Annotated in this window: 17 protein-coding genes and 4 tRNA genes; 12 read left to right on the forward strand and 9 right to left on the reverse strand. The window is 52.9% G+C overall.

The window, feature by feature from the left end:
• The coding region (dnaX, locus tag INT19_RS00165) for a DNA polymerase III subunit gamma/tau (RefSeq protein WP_193059256.1) at positions 1–1,494 on the reverse strand (1,494 nt) is incomplete at its 3' end.
• A 135-nt stretch (positions 1,495–1,629) separates the two neighbouring features.
• Positions 1,630–1,980, reverse strand: a complete 351-nt coding sequence (gene grxD / locus INT19_RS00170) for a Grx4 family monothiol glutaredoxin (protein WP_038482899.1) — start codon at positions 1,978–1,980, stop codon at positions 1,630–1,632.
• Between the two features lie 221 nt (positions 1,981–2,201).
• Here grxD and argF point away from each other — a divergent pair, with 221 nt between their 5' ends.
• Positions 2,202–3,128 carry an ornithine carbamoyltransferase gene (gene argF / locus INT19_RS00175; protein ID WP_193059257.1) on the forward strand — a complete coding sequence of 309 codons (927 nt, stop codon included), beginning with the start codon at positions 2,202–2,204 and terminating at the stop codon, positions 3,126–3,128.
• A gap of 182 nt (positions 3,129–3,310) precedes the next feature.
• Here argF and INT19_RS00180 read toward each other — a convergent pair.
• Positions 3,311–3,386, reverse strand: a tRNA-Ala gene (locus tag INT19_RS00180).
• Between the two features lie 196 nt (positions 3,387–3,582).
• Between INT19_RS00180 and uvrY the strand changes: the two genes are divergently transcribed.
• The 7 genes from uvrY (at position 3,583) to nadB (ending at position 9,220) form a co-directional block, all read left to right on the forward strand.
• Complete coding sequence (gene uvrY, locus INT19_RS00185; RefSeq protein ID WP_038482893.1) at positions 3,583–4,233, forward strand: UvrY/SirA/GacA family response regulator transcription factor; 651 nt, start codon at positions 3,583–3,585, stop codon at positions 4,231–4,233.
• Between the two features lie 46 nt (positions 4,234–4,279).
• A complete protein-coding gene (uvrC, locus tag INT19_RS00190) occupies positions 4,280–6,094 on the forward strand; it encodes an excinuclease ABC subunit UvrC (protein ID WP_089038595.1) in 1,815 nt (604 codons plus the stop codon).
• A 97-nt stretch (positions 6,095–6,191) separates the two neighbouring features.
• Positions 6,192–6,740, forward strand: coding sequence for a CDP-diacylglycerol--glycerol-3-phosphate 3-phosphatidyltransferase (pgsA, locus tag INT19_RS00195; protein WP_038482886.1), 549 nt, complete (start codon positions 6,192–6,194; stop codon positions 6,738–6,740).
• An 84-nt stretch (positions 6,741–6,824) separates the two neighbouring features.
• Positions 6,825–6,899: transfer RNA gene (locus tag INT19_RS00200), tRNA-Gly, on the forward strand.
• An 87-nt stretch (positions 6,900–6,986) separates the two neighbouring features.
• Positions 6,987–7,060: transfer RNA gene (locus tag INT19_RS00205), tRNA-Cys, on the forward strand.
• A 41-nt stretch (positions 7,061–7,101) separates the two neighbouring features.
• Positions 7,102–7,188, forward strand: a tRNA-Leu gene (locus tag INT19_RS00210).
• Between the two features lie 337 nt (positions 7,189–7,525).
• Positions 7,526–9,220 carry an L-aspartate oxidase gene (nadB, locus tag INT19_RS00215; protein WP_193059258.1) on the forward strand — a complete coding sequence of 565 codons (1,695 nt, stop codon included), beginning with the start codon at positions 7,526–7,528 and terminating at the stop codon, positions 9,218–9,220.
• Here the strand turns inward: nadB and INT19_RS00220 are convergent.
• Both INT19_RS00220 and INT19_RS00225 read right to left on the reverse strand, forming a co-directional pair.
• Entirely contained in the window at positions 9,197–9,508 is a 312-nt protein-coding gene (locus INT19_RS00220; protein WP_232471489.1) for a hypothetical protein, read from the reverse strand. The two genes, nadB and INT19_RS00220, sit on opposite strands and share 24 nt — an antisense overlap.
• Before the next feature lie 46 nt (positions 9,509–9,554).
• On the reverse strand, positions 9,555–9,848 hold the full coding sequence (locus tag INT19_RS00225; protein WP_009722716.1) for an FAD assembly factor SdhE: 294 nt from the start codon (positions 9,846–9,848) through the stop codon (positions 9,555–9,557).
• A gap of 205 nt (positions 9,849–10,053) precedes the next feature.
• Between INT19_RS00225 and INT19_RS00230 the strand changes: the two genes are divergently transcribed.
• The 3 genes from INT19_RS00230 to lapB all read left to right on the forward strand — a co-directional run bounded on the left by INT19_RS00230 (position 10,054) and on the right by lapB (position 11,999).
• On the forward strand, positions 10,054–10,350 hold the full coding sequence (locus tag INT19_RS00230; protein ID WP_009722715.1) for an integration host factor subunit beta: 297 nt from the start codon (positions 10,054–10,056) through the stop codon (positions 10,348–10,350).
• Between the two features lie 143 nt (positions 10,351–10,493).
• On the forward strand, positions 10,494–10,799 hold the full coding sequence (locus tag INT19_RS00235) for a lipopolysaccharide assembly protein LapA domain-containing protein (protein WP_038482879.1): 306 nt from the start codon (positions 10,494–10,496) through the stop codon (positions 10,797–10,799).
• Positions 10,800–11,999 carry a lipopolysaccharide assembly protein LapB gene (lapB, locus tag INT19_RS00240; protein WP_193059259.1) on the forward strand — a complete coding sequence of 400 codons (1,200 nt, stop codon included), beginning with the start codon at positions 10,800–10,802 and terminating at the stop codon, positions 11,997–11,999. It begins immediately after the preceding gene.
• Between the two features lie 12 nt (positions 12,000–12,011).
• Here the strand turns inward: lapB and pyrF are convergent, their stop codons facing one another.
• On the reverse strand, positions 12,012–12,710 hold the full coding sequence (gene pyrF / locus INT19_RS00245) for an orotidine-5'-phosphate decarboxylase (RefSeq protein ID WP_193059260.1): 699 nt from the start codon (positions 12,708–12,710) through the stop codon (positions 12,012–12,014).
• A 274-nt stretch (positions 12,711–12,984) separates the two neighbouring features.
• Between pyrF and INT19_RS00250 the strand changes: the two genes are divergently transcribed.
• A complete protein-coding gene (locus tag INT19_RS00250; protein WP_193059261.1) occupies positions 12,985–13,269 on the forward strand; it encodes a ComEA family DNA-binding protein in 285 nt (94 codons plus the stop codon).
• A gap of 114 nt (positions 13,270–13,383) precedes the next feature.
• Here the strand turns inward: INT19_RS00250 and prpF are convergent, their stop codons facing one another.
• From prpF to prpC, 3 genes are all read right to left on the reverse strand, one after another.
• Positions 13,384–14,562, reverse strand: coding sequence for a 2-methylaconitate cis-trans isomerase PrpF (gene prpF, locus INT19_RS00255; protein ID WP_193059262.1), 1,179 nt, complete (start codon positions 14,560–14,562; stop codon positions 13,384–13,386).
• A gap of 160 nt (positions 14,563–14,722) precedes the next feature.
• Entirely contained in the window at positions 14,723–17,362 is a 2,640-nt protein-coding gene (gene acnD, locus INT19_RS00260) for a Fe/S-dependent 2-methylisocitrate dehydratase AcnD (RefSeq protein ID WP_193059263.1), read from the reverse strand.
• A gap of 33 nt (positions 17,363–17,395) precedes the next feature.
• Positions 17,396–18,523, reverse strand: a complete 1,128-nt coding sequence (gene prpC, locus INT19_RS00265; RefSeq protein WP_038482861.1) for a bifunctional 2-methylcitrate synthase/citrate synthase — start codon at positions 18,521–18,523, stop codon at positions 17,396–17,398.
• Positions 18,524–18,574: the final 51 nt, after the last annotated feature.

An 18,574-nucleotide genomic window follows, 5' to 3' on the forward strand; every position in this document is an offset into this window, starting at 1 on the left:
TGGCTCTGGCTCTGGCTCTGGCTCTGGCTCTGGCTCTGGCTCTGAAGAAAGCATGGCGGCACTCTCCACCTCGTCAAGCGACCAGGGTGGTGCTTGCTCTGATGAAACAGCGTCAGGCGCGCTTAACTCGTCAGTTGCACCCGGGGCAGCACTCGCCTGCACCGCGGCTGAGTCAGGCATTGTTGCCTGATTGCTCGGCAGCGCAGGCTCAAGCTTTTTTGCCGCTGGCTCATGGGCAGAGACTGGTTCAGATGCGTCGCTATCCTCAGATGCAGCTACCTGAGCAGCAGGTTCATGAGAGACAGGCTCATGCGACACCGCGGCTTGGGAAACAGCGTCACTGGAAGGTTCGCGACGCAGCGGAAGCGGCGTGGCAGCAGGCTTTGGTACGCCCTGGGGGCGAAACGCCAGCATTCGCAACAGCGTCATTTCCAGCGCACTGCGCAGATCAGGTGCATGCACCATGTCGCCGCGCCCTTGAATGCCGATCTGGTAATAGAGTTGAATATCCTCGGCAGTAAAGCGGCTCGCCAGCTGTTGAATAAGCGCTCGATCACCGTGGCTATTATCAACGGCATCAGGCACCATCTGCGCCACAGCCAAGCGATGCAGAACCGCACTTAACTCATCCAATACTGCTGCAAAATCAGGCCCCTGCTCCGATAACTGAGCAACCTCGGCTAGCAGACGCTGAACATCAACATCAGCCAGTGCTTCTACCAGCGCCAACACATGGCGATGATCCAAGGTACCCAGCATGGCAGCGACATCCGCATGGCGAATCGCCCCCTGGCCAAAGGCAATGGCTTGATCGGTCAGGCTCATTGCATCGCGCATAGAACCTTCTGCGGCCTTACCTAACAGCCACAGAGCGCTCTCATCATACTCGACCCCTTCCTCCCCCAGCACATAGGTTAGGTGCTCTACCACCCGTTCAGGGGGCATATGCTTAAGCGTGAACTGTAAACAGCGGGATAGGACGGTGGCGGGCAGTTTTTGCGGATCTGTGGTGGCCAGCAGAAACTTCACGTGGGGTGGCGGCTCTTCCAGCGTTTTAAGCAACGCATTGAAACTGCTGGTCGACAGCATGTGTACCTCGTCAATCAGGTACACCTTATAGCGCCCTTGCGTTGGCGCATACTGCACGTTATCAAGCAGCTCTCGGGTATCTTCAACCTTTGTCCGTGAAGCAGCATCGACCTCGATCAAGTCAACGAATCGACCTTCATCAATCGCGCGACAGCTGTCGCACTTACCGCAAGGCGTTGAGGTAATGCCTTCATTACCACGGCCATTTGCGGTGCAGTTAAGGCATTTAGCCAGGATACGCGCAAGGGTGGTCTTGCCCACCCCGCGAGTACCCGTAAATAGGTAGGCATGGTGAAGACGGCCTTGGTCGAGCGCATTGACCAAGGCGCGCTGAACATGGGCCTGGCCCACGAGCTCGTGGAATGTACGCGGCCGCCATTTGCGGGCCAGAACCTGATAGCTCATTGAGCATTACTTCCTTTGGCGGGCTAACTGTCGATGCGAAAAGGACACCATTCTAGCGGCTGCGCTGCAGCCCGCCAACCGCTCAGCCCAATAGACTAGCAGTCCACCAGACCAAGCGGCATTGGGCAATAAACGTTAAGCGTTGTTGTCACTTTCAGCAGCGCCAGCACGCTGGGCAGCTTCTTTGATCAGCTTTTCGAGCTCACCACTTTGATGCATCTCGATCACGATATCGCAGCCGCCAACCAATTCGCCTTCCACCCAAAGCTGCGGGAAGGTCGGCCAGTTAGCAATTTTTGGCAGCTCAGCGCGAATATCTGGATTATCCAGCACGTTAACAAAGGCAAAACGCTCACCGCAGCCCATCAGCGCCTGCACTGTTTGTGCAGAAAAACCACACTGCGGCAGCTGGGGGGTACCTTTCATGTAGATAAGAATGGGGTTTTCACTAATTTGGCGCTGAATATTTTCGGCAGTCGTACTCATGATGTGCTCCTAAAACAAGTGATGTTATCTCGCCAGTTTACGCAATTCGTTAACTCGCTTTAACCCTTAAAGCCGAAGATTACCTTTTGTTGCTGTGCAACCTAATACTTGAGCAAACTACTCGGCCTTACCATGTGGGTCGTCATTCTACGCATGCCGAGCGCGTTGCGCATCCCCCGCCGCATCGCTAGGATAGTGTTTTTGCGCGGAGAGATATCATCATGGCGACACGCCATTTCTTAACCTTGCTGGATTTAACCCCAGATGAGCTGGCGTACCTGATTCAGCGTGCGATTAAGATCAAAACCGAGCTCAAGGCTAACGGCCCCATCTATACGCCGCTGCCTAACCGCACGCTGGCGATGATTTTTGAAAAATCTTCGACTCGCACTCGTGTGTCGTTTGAAACCGGCATGGCGCAGTTCGGCGGTCACGCCCTCTTTCTCTCTCCCCGCGACACCCAGCTAGGGCGTGGAGAGCCGATTGAAGACACCGCCCGCGTACTGTCCGAAATGGTCGATGCGGTAATGATTCGGACCTTTTCACACGCAGGCTTAGAAGCCTATGCCAACGCCAGCAGCGTGCCTGTGATTAACGCGTTAAGTGACGATTACCATCCTTGCCAATTGCTTGCAGACGTGATGACCTGGACCGAGCTGCGTGGCAGTGTAGAAGGACGCACGGCTGTTTGGGTAGGTGATGGCAATAACATGTGCCACTCCTGGATTAATGCCGCCCGTCAGTTTGGTTTCAAACTGCGCGTTTGTTGCCCTAAAGGCTATGAACCCCGCGCTGACATTATGGAAGCCGCCGGGGACTGCGTAACGTTGCATCACAACCCCCACGAGGCTGCCAAAGACGCCGACTTGATCACGACAGATGTGTGGGCATCCATGGGGCAGGAAGAAGAACAAGCTAAGCGCGAAGCAGACTTTGCAGGCTTCCAGGTCACTGAAGCAATGCTTGATAGCGCACAACCTGATGTGCTTTTCCTACACTGCCTGCCTGCCCACCGCGGCGAAGAGATCAGCACTACCTTATTGGACGATCCACGCGCTGTCGTGTGGCAAGAAGCGGGGAATCGCCTGCATGCACAAAAAGCGCTAATTGAATTTTTACTGCTTGGCAAAATTGCCAACGACGAGTAACGCCTAAGGGTACGTGCTTTTTTAGCACAGGCTTTCAGTCACGTGAACGCCCAACAGCACGCACTCTCACACGTACTCTCGCATATACCCTCGCACGAACTATCAATTGAAAATGATAAGCATAAAAAAACGCCTCGTTACTGGTAACGAGGCGTTTTTTTGGATTCTGTGGGTCTATAAAATGGTGGAGCCTAGCGGGATCGAACCGCTGACCTCAACACTGCCAGTGTTGCGCTCTCCCAGCTGAGCTAAGGCCCCACATAGTTTTACATGCCGCTTTCTTCAAACCACTCATTGAGCAGCGGCGAGATACTACGCCAGTAATTTGCTTAGCGTCAAGCTAATCATGAACAACTATCAACTAAATTCTCCTTTGTTTAGAGCTGTGGCACTCTATATCATGCAACGCGGCTTAGGCCCACCACTACGATGATTTCATGCAGGAGCCTGCACCTTGATCAAAGTTTTAATCGCCGATGATCATCACCTAGTGAGAACCAGCATTGCTCATCTGCTAAACGAAGAGTGCGATATTAAAGTCGTAGGTGAGGTCGACGATGGCGAAAGCGCAGTGGCTCAATGCCGTCGTTTAAAACCTGACATTGTCGTTATGGATATTCGCATGCCGGGCATCGGCGGACTCGAAGCTACTCGCCGCATCCATAGAACAATGGAAGACGTCAAAGTACTCATATTAACCGCTCACATTGAAGATAGTGCGTTACGGCTCATGCTGGAAGCGGGTGCGATTGGCTTCCTCAGCAAAGGGGCTGACACGTCAGAGATGACCGACGCTATCCGCCAAGTCTTTCACGGAAAGCGCTATGTCAGCCAAGAAATCGCCCAGCGGTTGGCGCTTTCCCATTTTACTGACGAAGACAATCCGTTTAGACACCTATCGCATCGTGAGCTACAAATCGCCCTGATGATTGTCAACTGCCAGCGCGTCCAGGATATTTCAGACCGCTTGCACCTTAGCCCCAAAACAGTGAACACCTATCGCTATCGGCTATTTGACAAACTAGAGGTCGCTACCGATGTAGAGCTTACCCACCTAGCACTACGCCACGGTTTAGTTGAGGGCTTTGACGCCATGCTGGGATAGACCTACCATCGCAGCTTCCGTTGCCTAGAAGCGCCGATATCCAGCCATGACTTTTGATGCCAAGCAATTTTTAAGCTCTGTCAGTGCCTCGCCCGGTGTTTATAGGATGCTGGACGAGCACAGCAACACTCTCTATGTCGGCAAAGCCAAGCGCCTGAAAGCTCGACTTGCTAGCTATTTCCGTGGCCAGCTTAATGCCAAAACCCAGGCGATGGTGGCACGAATTGCAGATATCCAAATTACCGTCACCCGTAGCGAAACAGAGGCCCTGCTGCTAGAGCAGACGCTGATAAAAGAACTGCGTCCGCCCTATAACATTCTGCTAAGAGACGACAAGTCCTACCCTTTCGTATTTGTGACCGATCGGCACGCTTACCCTGCGCTTGAATATAAACGCGCGCGACAGCGTCGAGGAGATGGCCGCTATTTAGGTCCTTATCCAAGTAGCGGAGCGGTGAAAGAAAGCCTAGCGCTGATGCAGAAAATTTTTCGCATACGTAATTGTGAAGATAGCGTGTTTGCCCACCGCTCTCGACCATGCCTGCAATATCAAATTCAGCGCTGTAGCGCGCCTTGCGTTGACTTCATTTCGGAAGCAGATTATCGACGCGACGTTGAGCATGCAGTGATGTGCCTTGAAGGTAAAAGCGAACACGTCACCCAGCTTCTTAGCGAGGAGATGGAAACGGCCAGCCGCGCTTTGAATTTTGAAGAAGCAGCAAGGCTGCGTGACCAAATACAGCAGCTACGCCAGTTACAGCAACGCCAGTTTGTCGATAACGAAAGTGGTGATGCCGATGTCTTTGCGCTAGCCCAACGCCCAGGGGCGTTAGGCATATCAATACTTAGCGTTCGCGATGGCCGCTTACTGGGCGCTCGCCATCACACGCCTAAAAACGACCTCGACCTGCCACCGGACATGCTGCTGACGGAAGTCGTTAGCCAGTACTACTTTGGTCAACCCCACAACGTACCCAGTGAAGTAATTACCAGCCACCCACTGGAAGATAGCCCACTGATTGCCGACGCACTTTCACAGCAAGCGGGCAAACGCGTTCGCGTCACCAGCCAAGTTCGGGGGCATCGCGCCCAGTGGCAGCATCTGGCTATGACCAATGCCGAGCAACAGCTTGCTTCGCAGCTAGCTAACAAAACCCAGCTTACTCAGCGATTTGAAGCCCTCCAGAAAGCGCTCGCATTGGACAAAATACCCCAGCGCCTTGAGTGTTTTGACATTAGCCACAGCCATGGGGAAGCGACCGTTGCTTCCTGTGTCGTATTTGACCATCAGGGCCCACGCAAGAGCGATTACCGCCACTTCCGCATCGAAGGCGTCGCCGCAGGCGATGATTATGCAGCCATGCAACAAGCACTAACACGCCGCCTTAAACGGGTAAAAAGCGGCGAGGCAGTGGCGCCTGACATTTTGATCGTCGATGGCGGCAAAGGTCAGTTGAACATGGCTCGCGGTGTGTTAACCGAGCTAGCGGTTACCGATATCATTTTGCTCGGCGTTGCTAAAGGCACCACTCGTAAAGCAGGCCTAGAAACGCTCTTTCTAGAAACCACTGACAATCCCTTACCCCTTGACCCCGCGTCGCCAGCATTACATTTAATTCAGCATATACGCGATGAATCTCACCGTTTTGCCATTGCCGGCCACCGCGCTCAACGTGACAAAGCACGCCGCACCTCTACACTTCAAGACATTCCCGGCATAGGCCCTAAAAGACGGCGCGAACTATTACGCTTCTTCGGCGGCTTGCAGGGCGTTCAGAAAGCTAGCCGCGATGAGCTGGCGCGCGTACCTGGCATTAATGCCTCGCTCGCTGAGACAATTTACCAATCCCTAAATGGATAAACCTACTGTTAACATGGATGCTAAGCACCAAGGGGGATAGAATATCCCCCACTACACTCCGTCTTCCATGACTCTCCGGCAAGGATCGCGCCCCGCGATGAATATACCCAACATACTTACTCTGGCAAGAATCGTTTTTATTCCACTGTTAGTAGTGCTTTTTTACCTACCTTTCAGTTGGAGTATGCCAGTCGCTGCAGGCTTATTTGCACTAGCATCCATCACCGACTGGCTAGATGGCTACTTAGCCCGCCGCTGGAATCAATCAACGCCGTTTGGCGCGTTTCTCGATCCTGTGGCTGATAAATTGATGGTCGCGGTTGCACTGGCGCTACTCATTGAGCGTTTTGACACACTGGTATTAACACTGCCCGCATTGGTCATTATCGGCCGCGAAATCGTCATTTCGGCACTTCGTGAGTGGATGGCCGAAATGGGCAAGCGAGGTATGGTTGCGGTGTCCTGGATCGGTAAGCTTAAAACAACACTGCAGATGGTTGCCTTGCTCATACTTCTGGCCTTCCCTCCAGGACATGAGTTTGCGCTAATGGGTGTGGTTGTTCTTTACGCTGCAGCCATTCTTACGCTGTGGTCCATGGCGCAGTACCTTAAAGCGGCCTGGCCCCACTTGAGTCGTTCCATGTGATCGACTCTCTAGACGACTGAACCTTCAGACAAATTCATTAATTGACAAGCGCGTAGCGATGTGTATAATTCGCCCTCGAGTCGAGCGGGAATAGCTCAGTGGTAGAGCATCGCCTTGCCAAGGCGAGGGTCGGGAGTTCGAATCTCCTTTCCCGCTCCAACTTGGATAGCGTAGTAAAGCAAGAGAGGGTCGTGAGCTGGAACGCCAGTCCGATCGCATCTACTTTCTCGCTCCAACGACTTGTTAGGCTGGATGGCAGAGTGGTTATGCAGCGGACTGCAACTCCGTGTACGCCGGTTCGATTCCGACTCCAGCCTCCATTTAAGTGTGGCGATGAATAGCAATATTCCTGCGATGCACTGCCCGGATGGCGAAATTGGTAGACGCAAGAGACTTAAAATCTCTCGGAGGCAACTCCGTGCCGGTTCAAGTCCGGCTCCGGGCACCATATTTAATTAGCACCTCCCCTTCTTTCAGCAGCAAACGTTTCCCATCTTGTTTTAAGAGCACTAGAGAAGCTTTTTTGTGCTTCTTACAAGGCTCTTCAATTTTTTGATTACCCCTCTTTTTTATCCATCCTGTTGTATCCGATCGTCAAATAGCTTGCCCCCTCTTAAATATCGCACTAGAGCGTTTAGCCGCTATCTATATGCGCTGAAAGCAATTTTTCACAGACCCTCATCGCCAAGTGACAACAGTCACGCTATGATGCCTTCCTCTGCTGTCTACAGCACGCGAAGCATTTAGCACCTACTGCGTTTGAATGTAAAAGAGGATCCGGCCCCATGAGCTCGCCAACATCCGACGTACTTGTCATCGGCGGCGGCGTCGCCGGCCTAACTTTAGCCCTTGAAGTTGCTGACCACCTTTCGGTAACCCTGGTTAGGCCCGCTCTGGATGACCAAGGAGCCAGCCGCTGGGCGCAGGGTGGAATAGCCGCCGTGCTCTCGCCAGACGACGATCTGGATGCCCATGTGCGAGATACGCTCATTGCTGGTGATGGCCTATGTGATGAAGAGGCTGTTCGATTTACCGTGACACACGGCCCAGATGCCATTCAGTGGCTAATCGACAACGGTGTCCCCTTTACACCGGATCCAGACCCGAGCGCCCGCCACCCTTATCATTTAACACGGGAAGGCGGCCACAACGCACGCCGCATTATTCATGCTGACGATGCAACTGGACGCGCGGTAGTCGATACGCTGTACGAAAAAGTCACTTCTCACCCCAATATTACTCAGCGCAGTGACTTAACCATCCTGCACTTAATCAGCGATGCCACAGGCCGCTGTATTGGCGCGGAAGGCGTAGATCAACAGCAGCATCAACAAACACTGCTTGCCAAGCACATCGTACTAGCAACAGGCGGTGCAAGTGGCCTTTATCGACACACCACCACCCCATCGCCCAGCAGTGGGGAAGGCATGGTGATGGCCGCTGAACTGGGCGCAAAACTGATGAATCTTGAGTTTCAGCAGTTTCATCCTACCTGTCTATTTGACCCAGAAGGACCTGCTTTTTTAATTAGCGAAGCCGTACGAGGAGAAGGCGGGCACCTGCTAAATGAGGCCGGTCATCGGTTTATGCCCGATATTGATTCTCGCGCTGAGCTGGCGCCCAGAGACGTCGTTGCTCGAGCAATCGATTCGCAAATCCAACAAAGCAGCCAAGGGCATGTATGGCTAGATATCAGCCACCTTGGAGCAGCCGCTATTCGCCACCACTTCCCTACTATTTTGGCACACTGCGCCTCTCGGGGAATTGATATAACCCGCCAACCCATCCCAGTAGTGCCTGCCGCTCATTACAGCTGTGGCGGTGTTGCCACAGACCAGCGTGGCGCAACTCACGTCACCAATCTCTATGCGGTTGGTGAGCTTGCCTACACAGGCCTACATGGCGCAAATCGCATGGCTAGCAACTCACTATTGGAGTGCCTGGTATACGCCAGAAGCTGCGCAAAGCACTTACTCACGCAGGAAAAACGCGCGCAAACACGGCCAGTTGCACCTAAAGAGACTCTTAGCGATACCCCCGATACAATGCCGCTGCTAGGCCAGCAGTGGTCATCCACTTCCTTGGAAGCCCTGGCGGCTATACGTAGCGAACTGCGGGCAACAATGAGTCAGCACGTTTCGATTGTTCGCAGCAATCAGGGGCTAACTATCGCTCACCATAAGCTGAACGAACTTGAGACGCAGCTTAACGACATTCTAAACGACAGCCTTGACGGTGTTGCTGACAGCTCTAAGAGTGGCTCTAACAACGCTTTTGAAGACACCGCAGGCAAGCGCAGCCACCCTGAAAGCGTGCGTTTACAGCAAGCACTGTGGCTTGCAAAGTTGACGGTATTGGCGGCACTTCAGAGACATGAATCACGGGGACTGCATTACTCTATCGACTGGCCTAAGCACCAGGAGAATACAGCGGCTTCGGAGATGTCACTTGATCAGCTAGCGCCCGGGACGATGGCATAAGCGCCGCAGCGAACGTTGACTGTGTGCAGGCAAACTATCTGGCCACAACCAAAGCCGCTGCGGCCCGACACGGAGCCCGATTAACCAAGGGCCCACGTAATCAGCGTTAACAGGCTGTTCGTTTTCAAGCTCACCCTCTTCCGATAACCACTGCGCACTTAAGTGATGGCCGCTTTTTGAAACTCTTAACTCTCCCATGGGTTGATAGCGATACTCACGGCTCAGCAACAGTATCGCGATTACTGCCGCAAGCAACGCTACCCATGGACTAATAAGCCATGCTGTCACCGCACACAACCCGAATGCCAAGAATGCGTGAAAAGCGCACTGGATTTTAGAGCGTGCGATAAGCAGAGTTATCGGTATTTTCTGCATGTTCTACGATCATCTGCACGATGCGCTTTAATGATGGCTCCTCGGGCCATTCACGACGCATCAACCATCCAAAGAGATCTTGATCCTCTTCCTCAATTAAGCGCTGATAGGCCAACTGCTCATCTTCACTCAGTTCATCAAAGCGGTGTTCAAGAAACGGTATCAGCAGCAGGTCAAGCTCCCACATGCCACGGCGAGAGTGCCAATAAAGCCGTTTACGCAATATGGCTGCAGGGGAAGTATCGTCGTTCAACGTCAGCCTCTCCAGTTACAAAATGAGTCGCCAGTATACCTAAGCCACAGGGTCGCGCCAGCGCCTCACTTCGCCTATGCTGATATTCATTCTAGTACCTTGTTTTATCTGAATTGTTTTATCCTGTTATGCGCAGTATGCTGACTCTGTTGTTATCGAGGTCGCAAGCGCGTCACGGCCATTAAAGTTCGCAGGGAGCCAACCGATGACCAAATCTGAACTAATCGAACAAATTGCGATGCGTCAACCGGAGCTATCCGCCAAAGAAGTAGAAACGGCGGTGCGTATTATTTTAGACGATATGACCGATGCTCTTGCTAGCGGGGGACGGGTTGAGATCCGGGGGTTCGGCAGCTTTTCGCTTCACTACCGAGAGCCTCGTGTCGGGCGCAACCCTAAAACAGGAGACCCGGTCGACTTGGACGGCAAGTATGTGCCGCACTTCAAACCGGGCAAAGAGTTGCGCGAACAGGTAGATGCAAGCCGCGCACTTGGCTATTAATGAGCTAACCGAGGCTACACAACCTCGGCATTGCCAATAGCAAGGCTCTTTTGATCTTGTTATCCGACTTTATGTGGGATGACGCCGCGCCACGACTCATACACAATAGAGCCATTATGAACGTCACTGACTAGGAAACTCTCATGCGTTGGATCAAAGGGCTGATTCTGGCCGTCATATTGCTGGTTGTTCTACTGGTGGGCATTTTATTTGCCGTCAACAACCAACAAACCATTGCCTTAAACCTAATTTGGGCAGAACTGCCGCCTGTGTCACTCTCTGTCTGGCTGCTAGCTACGTTAACTTTCGGCGTTATCTTAGGCATGCTTGCCATGCTAGGTGTTTACGTGCGCCTTAAAGCGCAGCTAGCACGAAGTGAACGACACAATAAGCAACAGCGCAAAGAGCTAGACCGCTTACGCACTCAGGAGCTTAAGGAACTGGCTTAAATGTATGATGTCGTGCTGCTAGGCGTTCTACTGGCAGCCATTGCCATCGGCTTTGGCCTGGGTGTTCGTCACGCTTCCCGCCGCCGCCAGCGCACTCACGACTCTCGCCCATCTGGTTTATCGAGAGAGTACTTTGTCGGGCTGAATTACCTGCTCAATGAGCAGCCCGACGAAGCTATCAATACGTTTGTCAATGCACTGGATGTTAATAGCGATACTGTGGAAACCCACATAGCGCTAGGCAAGCTGTTTCGCGCACGCGGTGAAGCAGACAAAGCCGTTAGCATTCATCAAAACCTGCTTGCTCGCCCTGCCCTTTCCACCAGCACTAACGAACATGTGCAGCTTGAGCTAGCACGTGACTTTATGGCGTTAGGCGTTCACGACCGAGCTCAGCGAATGCTGAGAGCGCTGCTGGATAAATCAGACAATGACACCTATCGCCAGGAAGCCAAGCGGCTACTGATTGATTTGCTTGAGCGCGAAAAAGACTGGCAAGAAGCACTCGACGAGGCTCAATCACTGTTCAAGCAACAGCCCGGCATGCAACGACCTGCTGCTCACTGGCTATGTGAACTCGCCCAGCAGGAGATACATCAAGCAAGTCGCGCGATCGCCCGTAAGCACTTAAAAAAAGCGCTTCAATTGGATGAGCGATGCGTCCGCGCGACGTTACTACTTGCTGAGCTGGAGATGGATAATGGGCATTACACACGCGCCATTGAGCGCCTAAACCATATTCCCCAGCAGGATATTGCGCACATTCCCACCATGCTGCCCACCCTTCAGCATGCCTATGAGCGTAATAACGACATTCAAGGGTTTGAAACGCATCTTTATCGACTGCTGGGACAAGCACCGTACACCAGCATTATTATCGCCCTCGGAGAGCTCGTTCATCAAAGAGATGGCGTAGATAGTGCTATTGAGCAAACGGGCGAGTGGCTAAGGGAGGCACCCAGCCTGGGTGGGCTTGATTACCTAATCGACCTTTATCATGAAAGCCAACGTCTGAGTGGAAAAACTCCGCCAGACACGCGTTTGCTGTTACTTAAGCACCACACCAATGCCCTTTTAGAGGGCAAAGCCCGCCATCGCTGCCGCCGCTGCGGCTTTGCCAGCGACAGCCTGGCATGGCAGTGCCCTAGCTGCCGCCGCTGGGGCACCATTAAGCCCATTACCGGGGTTGATGGCGAGTAAGCGGTAGTACCGTCAGCCAGCCAGTTCAGCTTCTATGGCTGCTAGCGCCATCATTGGCTCTGCCGCCTGTGTTACCGGTCGCCCAATCACTAAGTGCGTACTGCCAACACGCATCGCATCACTGGGTGTCATAATACGCTGTTGGTCATTAGCCGCTGCAAAGCTTGGGCGTATTCCAGGAGTTACCTTCAAAAAGTCGTCGCCACACAGCGCCTTGATTTGCGCCGCCTCTTGGGCTGAACAGACAACACCGCCTAATCCGCTCTGCTGAGTTAATGCGGCTAAACGCAATACATGCTCTTCCGGCGTAGCAGCTATGCCTACCTCATGCAGATCCTCAGCTTGCATGCTGGTTAGCACCGTAACGGCAATAAGATGTGTACTTAGCCCATGATCATCTAAACGCTTAGCGGCCGCTTCCATCATCTTGCGCCCGCCAGAAGCATGCACGTTAACCATCCATACGCCTTGCTCAGCTGCCGCCTGCACCGCGCCTGCCACCGTATTGGGAATGTCATGAAATTTTAAGTCTAGAAAAATTTCAAAACCACGCCCATGCAAGGCTTCCAGTACCGCAGGGCCACTGCGCGTAAACAACTCTTTACCCACCTTTACCCGGCAGCGCTTAGGGTCAAGCTGATCTGCCATGCATAAAGCCGCATCAAGAGAGGAATAATCCAACGCGATAATCAACGGGGTATCAGTAGACACTGTGCTTAACTCCATTTTCCATTTGACAGCATTATAACAGCCATCCCGATCCCGCTGTGTAAGTGATTAACCATTATCAGAGAGCAAAAATCTTACAAACACCATCGTTAATGTCTTACAGCTCACCTCCTATAAATGTATTAGTTTAATTAAGGCAAAAGGTATTGAAGGAACAGTCAACCTTTTTGCATGCGCAAACCGCCACAGCCTATCACTCCAAGTACAACAACCGATGGGAAAGGCGGCTTTAGGGAAATCTATGAGGATATTAACAATGAAAATAACGCTAAAAGGACTATTGGCTGCACTGCTATTGAGCCTAAGCTTAGGGGTTTCGGGCCTTGCATTGGCACAAGACATCGCGCCTATTAATGTGAATACAGCGGATGCTGAGCTGCTTGCTGAGTTACCTGGTATCGGACCCAGCCGTGCGGCCGCGATTATAGAAGAGCGCGAAAATAATGGCGCATTTGCTAATGTAGATGATCTAACCCGCGTTAGCGGCATTGGCCCCGCCACTGTTGATCGTATGCGCGACCAAGTAGCGATTGAAGAGTAAACTGCTAAAGCAAAGATAAGTATAAAACTTACATCTCTCTAGGCTGAAGCCGCCGTTTAGGGCATTCCCAAAACGGCGGCAAGGCGTCACCTAGTATTCACGCGCGAATACTCTTTAAAAGCTATCTCCGGGTATGCGTACAGAGCCTTCCATTAACACCCGCGCGCTGCGGCTCATGACAGCTTGATCAATCTGCCAGCGCCCATCAGTCAGACTTGCTTTTGCACCTACACGCAACGAGCCAGAAGGATGCCCAAAGGTCACCGCTTCACGCTCCTCACCACCTGCGGCTAAATTTACTAACGTGCCTTGAATGGCTGCTGCCGCGCAGATGGCAACCGCTGCGGTGCCCATCATTGCGTGGTGCAGTTTACCCATGGAAAGCGCCCTTACCACAAGATCGATGTTTTCCGCACTCACCGCTTTACCACTGGACGCCGTATAGCTAGCCGGCGGGGCAACGAAAGCCACCTTCGGCGTGTGCTGCCGGCTGGCCGCTTCATCAACATGCTTAATCAATCCCATACGCACCGCAGCATGGGCACGAATGGTCTCGAACATGGCGAGTGCTTTGGCATCGCTGTTAATTGCTTCCTGTAGTTCGCAACCGGTATAGCCTATGTCCTGGGCGTTAACAAACACGGTGGGAATACCCGCATTAATCAGCGTCGCTTTTAAAACGCCAACCCCGGGCACTTCCAAGTCATCGACCAAGTTCCCGGTTGGGAAAATTGCCCCCTCACCATCCGCAGGATCCATAAAGGCCACAGGAATCTCAGCGGCAGGAAAGGTCACACCGTCTAGCTCAAAATCGCCGGTCTCCTGCACCTGTCCATTAACAATAGGCACTTTAGAGACAATGGTTTTACTGATATTGACCTGCCAAATACGTACTTCAGCGACACCGTTTTGCGGTATTTTGGCGGGGTCAACTAACCCATTAGCAATCGCATAAGGACCTACTGCTGCCGATAAGTTGCCGCAGTTGCCGCTCCAATCCACAAACGGCTTATCAATTGAAACCTGGCCAAACAGGTAGTCCACATCGTGATCTGACGACTCACTCTTGGAAAGAATCACCGTTTTACTGGTGCTTGAGGTTGCCCCTCCCATCCCATCGATCTGCTTTTCATAGGGGTCTGGGCTACCAATCACCCTCATCAGCAGTTTATCTCGCGCCTCGCCCGGCACTCTTGCCGCCTCGGGCAAGTTGTCCAAGGTGAAAAATACCCCCTTACTGGTGCCACCGCGCATATACGTCGCAGGAATACTAATTTGTCCAACATGAGACATAAATAACGCTCCCTAACCATTTTCAATGACGATGCCTGAACATTCTCAATGACGATTATCAATGACCATGTTCACTAATCGCATGCCGAAAAAAGAGCCCGGCGCTTAGCGACGGGCTCTTTCATTAATCGCCTTGGCGCTGCGTTACACGCCAATTTGGCTACGCCGTGGTGGACTCAAGAAAGTCCTGGGCGAAACGCTGCAAGACCCCACCGGCAGAGTAAATCGTGACCTCTTCGGCGGTATCAATACGGCAGATCACCGGCACACGTTCAGTGGTACCACTTTGACGATGAATAACCAGCGTCAGCTTGGCTCGGGGCTGAGGAGTGCCTTCTACGTCGAAGACTTCCGTACCGTCCAGCGCCAAGGTTTTACGTGTGGTGCCCTCCTCAAACTGCAGCGGCATCACGCCCATACCAATTAAATTGGTCCGGTGAATACGCTCAAAGCCTTCGGCTACAATGGCTTCAACACCCGCTAGCGCAACACCTTTCGCCGCCCAGTCACGCGAGGAACCCTGACCATAATCCGCACCGGCAATAATAATCAGCGGCTGTTTACGTGCCATATACGTTTCAATGGCTTCCCACATCCGCGTCACAGTGCCTTCTGGCTCAACACGTGCCAACGACCCCTGCAGCACTTTGCCCTGCTCGTCGTGGACCATTTCATTGAACAGCTTCGGGTTCGCTAATGTTGCCCGCTGGGCAGTTAAATGATCGCCGCGGTGGGTCGCGTAGGAGTTAAAGTCCTCCTCAGGCAGGCCCATCTTGTGCAGATACTCACCTGCTGCGCTGTCCAGCATAATCGCGTTAGAAGGCGACAAATGGTCGGTGGTGATATTGTCCGGCAAAATCGCCAACGGACGCATACCTTTCAAACCACGTTCGGCAGCCATATTGCCTTCCCAGTAGGGAGGCCGACGAATATAAGTGCTCTGAGGCCGCCACTCATAAAGCGGGCTGACCTGAACGCGCGCGCTCTTGTCGAGGTCGAACATCGGGATATAGGTCTGACGGAACTGCTCCGGCTTCACGGAAGCCTTCACAATCGCATCGATTTCGCTATCGTCGGGCCAGATATCTTTTAGCGTGACGGGGTTTCCGTTTTGGTCGGTGCCCAGTACGTCTTTCTCAATATCAAAGCGAATCGTGCCGGCAATGGCGTAGGCAACCACTAAGGGCGGCGATGCCAGAAATGCCTGCTTCGCATAGGGGTGAATGCGCCCGTCAAAGTTACGGTTACCGGAAAGTACCGCTGTGGCGTATAGATCACGGTCGATAATTTCTTTCTGGATGACCGGATCTAACGCCCCGGACATGCCGTTACAGGTCGTACAGGCGTACGCCACGACACCAAAGCCAAGTGTTTCCAGCTCATCCATCAGCTTGGCTTCTTCCAGATACATCTTGACGGTTTTCGATCCCGGCGCCAGCGACGATTTTACCCACGGTTTGCGGGTTAACCCTAAGCGGTTAGCATTACGAGCAATTAAGCCAGCTGCCACCATATTGCGCGGGTTAGAAGTATTCGTGCAGCTGGTAATCGCGGCGATAATCACCGCACCATCTGGCATTCTACCTGCTTGCTCGTCGGCCCTTGCTTTATCCAAGTCGATCGCGATGCCGCGTTGGGCCAGCTCCGAGGTGGGCAAATGAGCATGAGGGTTGGAAGGCCCCGCCAAGGTGCGATTAACGCTTGAAAGATCAAAGCGCAGTACCCGCTCATACTCAGCAGTTTTTAGGCTATCGGCCCATAGCCCTGTGTGCTTGGCATAGGCTTCAACCAGAGCAACCTGCTCATCCTCACGACCCGTAAGCTTGAGGTAATCAACGGTTTGGTTGTCGATGTAGAACATCGCCGCCGTGGCGCCGTACTCTGGCGTCATGTTGGAAATGGTCGCCCGGTCGCCTACGGTTAACGCGTCGGCACCTTCTCCGTAAAACTCCAGGTAGGCACCGACTACACGCTCTTTGCGTAGAAACTCGGTAATCGCCAACACCATATCGGTGCTGGTAATGCCTGGCTGCAGCTTGCCAGAGAGTTCTACACCAACGATATCCGGCAGGCGCATCATCGAAGCACGGCCCAGCATCACACTTTCGGCTTCAAGACCACCCACACCAACGGAAATAACACCCAGCGCATCGACCATCGGCGTGTGGCTATCGGTACCCACACAGGTATCTGGGTAAGCAACACGCACTCCTTGTTCATCAGGGCGGCACTGCACTACCGGCGACATTTTCTCCAGATTGATCTGGTGCATAATGCCGTTGCCCGGAGGAATAACATCAACGTTCTCAAAAGCCACTTTGGTCCAGTTAATGAAGTGGAAGCGGTCATCGTTACGGCGATCTTCCACCTGGCGGTTTTTTTCGAACGCGTCTTTCTCAAACCCAGCGTGTTCAACGGCCAATGAGTGGTCAACAATCAGCTGTGTAGGCACCACAGGATTCACTTTAGCCGGATCACCGCCCTTCTCAGCGATGGCATCCCTTAGGCCAGCAAGGTCGACTAACGCGGTCTGCCCCAGGATGTCATGGCATACAACGCGTGCCGGGTACCAAGGAAAATCCAAATCTTGCTTGCGCTCGATGAGCTGTTTCAGTGCATCGGTTAACAGCGCTGGATCGCAGCGGCGTACCAACTGCTCAGCCAACACTCTGGACGTGTAGGGCAGCGTCGCGTAGGCGCCGGGCTTGATATCTTCAACGGCTTGATGCGCGTCGAAGTAATCTACCGGAGCACCCTCTGCTGTCACGCCTGGCAGCGGCTTACGATAATTCGTGTTCATAATGCCTCTCACTTAATCACGGCCCGTTAAGGGTTAGTCACGCGCTTCGATGGGCACCCACTCGCTCTTCTCAGGACCAGTGTAGTCGGCGCTGGGGCGAATAATGCGGTTATTGGCGCGCTGCTCAAACACATGCGCTGCCCATCCCGTTAAACGGGACATGACGAAGATTGGCGTGAACAGTTTGGTCGGAATATCCATGAAGTGGTAAGCACTGGCATGGAAGAAGTCCGCATTGCAGAAAAGCTTCTTCTCGCGCCACATAACTTCTTCACAGCGCACAGAAACGGGGTAAAGCACGCTGTCGCCAACGTCTTCAGAAAGTTTCTTCGACCACTCTTTGATAATTTCATTACGCGGGTCAGACTCGCGATAAATGGCATGGCCAAAGCCCATGATTTTCTCTTTGCGCTCAAGCATACCAAGCATTTCACGCTCAGCTTCTTCCGGTGACGCCCAGTTCTCGATCATCGCCATGGCCGCTTCGTTAGCACCGCCATGTAGCGGGCCACGCAACGAACCAATCGCGCCGGTAACACAGGAGTGCATATCGGAAAGCGTCGAGGCGCAAACCCGCGCCGTGAACGTTGACGCATTGAACTCATGCTCGGCGTATAGAATCAGCGATACGTTCATAACCCGCGCATGCAACTCAGAAGCGGGCTCGCCACGCAGCATATGCAAGAAGTGACCGCCTACCGAGGCATCGTCAGTTTCAGTATCAATGCGAACGCCGTCATGGCTAAAGCGGTACCAGTAGCAAATAATCGAGGGCAGTACCGCTAACAGCCGATCAGAAACATCCTGCTGCTGGTCAAAGCTCTCTTCTGTCTCCAGGTTACCCAGCATGGAGGTACCGGTGCGCATAACATCCATCGGGTGCGCATCTTTGGGAATTTGCTCCAGTACGGTTTTCAAAGCATCGGGTAAGCCACGCAGCCCCTTCAGCTTGGTAATGTAACTATCAAGCTCGGCTTGATTGGGCAGCTTGCCTTTCAGTAATAAATACGCGACTTCTTCAAACTTCGCCTTCTCGGCCAGCTCTTTGATATCAAAACCACGGTAGGTTAATCCGGAACCCGTTTTACCCACCGTACACAGCGCTGTAGTACCGGCGCTTTGACCACGGAGTCCTGCGCTGTTTTGCGGTTTGTCAGCCATGTCGTGTCTCCTGTTAGCTCTTTTTATATGTTTTAGTATTGATAATGTTAA

It is taken from the genome of Halomonas sp. 3A7M (assembly GCF_014897875.1).
In the GTDB taxonomy this organism is placed as follows: domain Bacteria; phylum Pseudomonadota; class Gammaproteobacteria; order Pseudomonadales; family Halomonadaceae; genus Vreelandella.

What these genes read in the sequence shown, in the direction of transcription:
- INT19_RS00230 (WP_009722715.1), top strand. Translation starts at nt 10,054, where the DNA reads ATGACCAAATCTGAACTAATCGAACAAATTGCGATGCGTCAACCGGAG.
- INT19_RS00235 (WP_038482879.1), top strand. Translation starts at nt 10,494, where the DNA reads ATGCGTTGGATCAAAGGGCTGATTCTGGCCGTCATATTGCTGGTTGTT.
- INT19_RS00250 (WP_193059261.1), top strand. Translation starts at nt 12,985, where the DNA reads ATGAAAATAACGCTAAAAGGACTATTGGCTGCACTGCTATTGAGCCTA.
- lapB (WP_193059259.1), top strand. Translation starts at nt 10,800, where the DNA reads ATGTATGATGTCGTGCTGCTAGGCGTTCTACTGGCAGCCATTGCCATC.
- uvrC (WP_089038595.1), top strand. Translation starts at nt 4,280, where the DNA reads ATGACTTTTGATGCCAAGCAATTTTTAAGCTCTGTCAGTGCCTCGCCC.
- pgsA (WP_038482886.1), top strand. Translation starts at nt 6,192, where the DNA reads ATGAATATACCCAACATACTTACTCTGGCAAGAATCGTTTTTATTCCA.
- argF (WP_193059257.1), top strand. Translation starts at nt 2,202, where the DNA reads ATGGCGACACGCCATTTCTTAACCTTGCTGGATTTAACCCCAGATGAG.
- acnD (WP_193059263.1), bottom strand. Translation starts at nt 17,362, where the DNA reads ATGAACACGAATTATCGTAAGCCGCTGCCAGGCGTGACAGCAGAGGGT.
- prpC (WP_038482861.1), bottom strand. Translation starts at nt 18,523, where the DNA reads ATGGCTGACAAACCGCAAAACAGCGCAGGACTCCGTGGTCAAAGCGCC.
- prpF (WP_193059262.1), bottom strand. Translation starts at nt 14,562, where the DNA reads ATGTCTCATGTTGGACAAATTAGTATTCCTGCGACGTATATGCGCGGT.
- nadB (WP_193059258.1), top strand. Translation starts at nt 7,526, where the DNA reads ATGAGCTCGCCAACATCCGACGTACTTGTCATCGGCGGCGGCGTCGCC.
- grxD (WP_038482899.1), bottom strand. Translation starts at nt 1,980, where the DNA reads ATGAGTACGACTGCCGAAAATATTCAGCGCCAAATTAGTGAAAACCCC.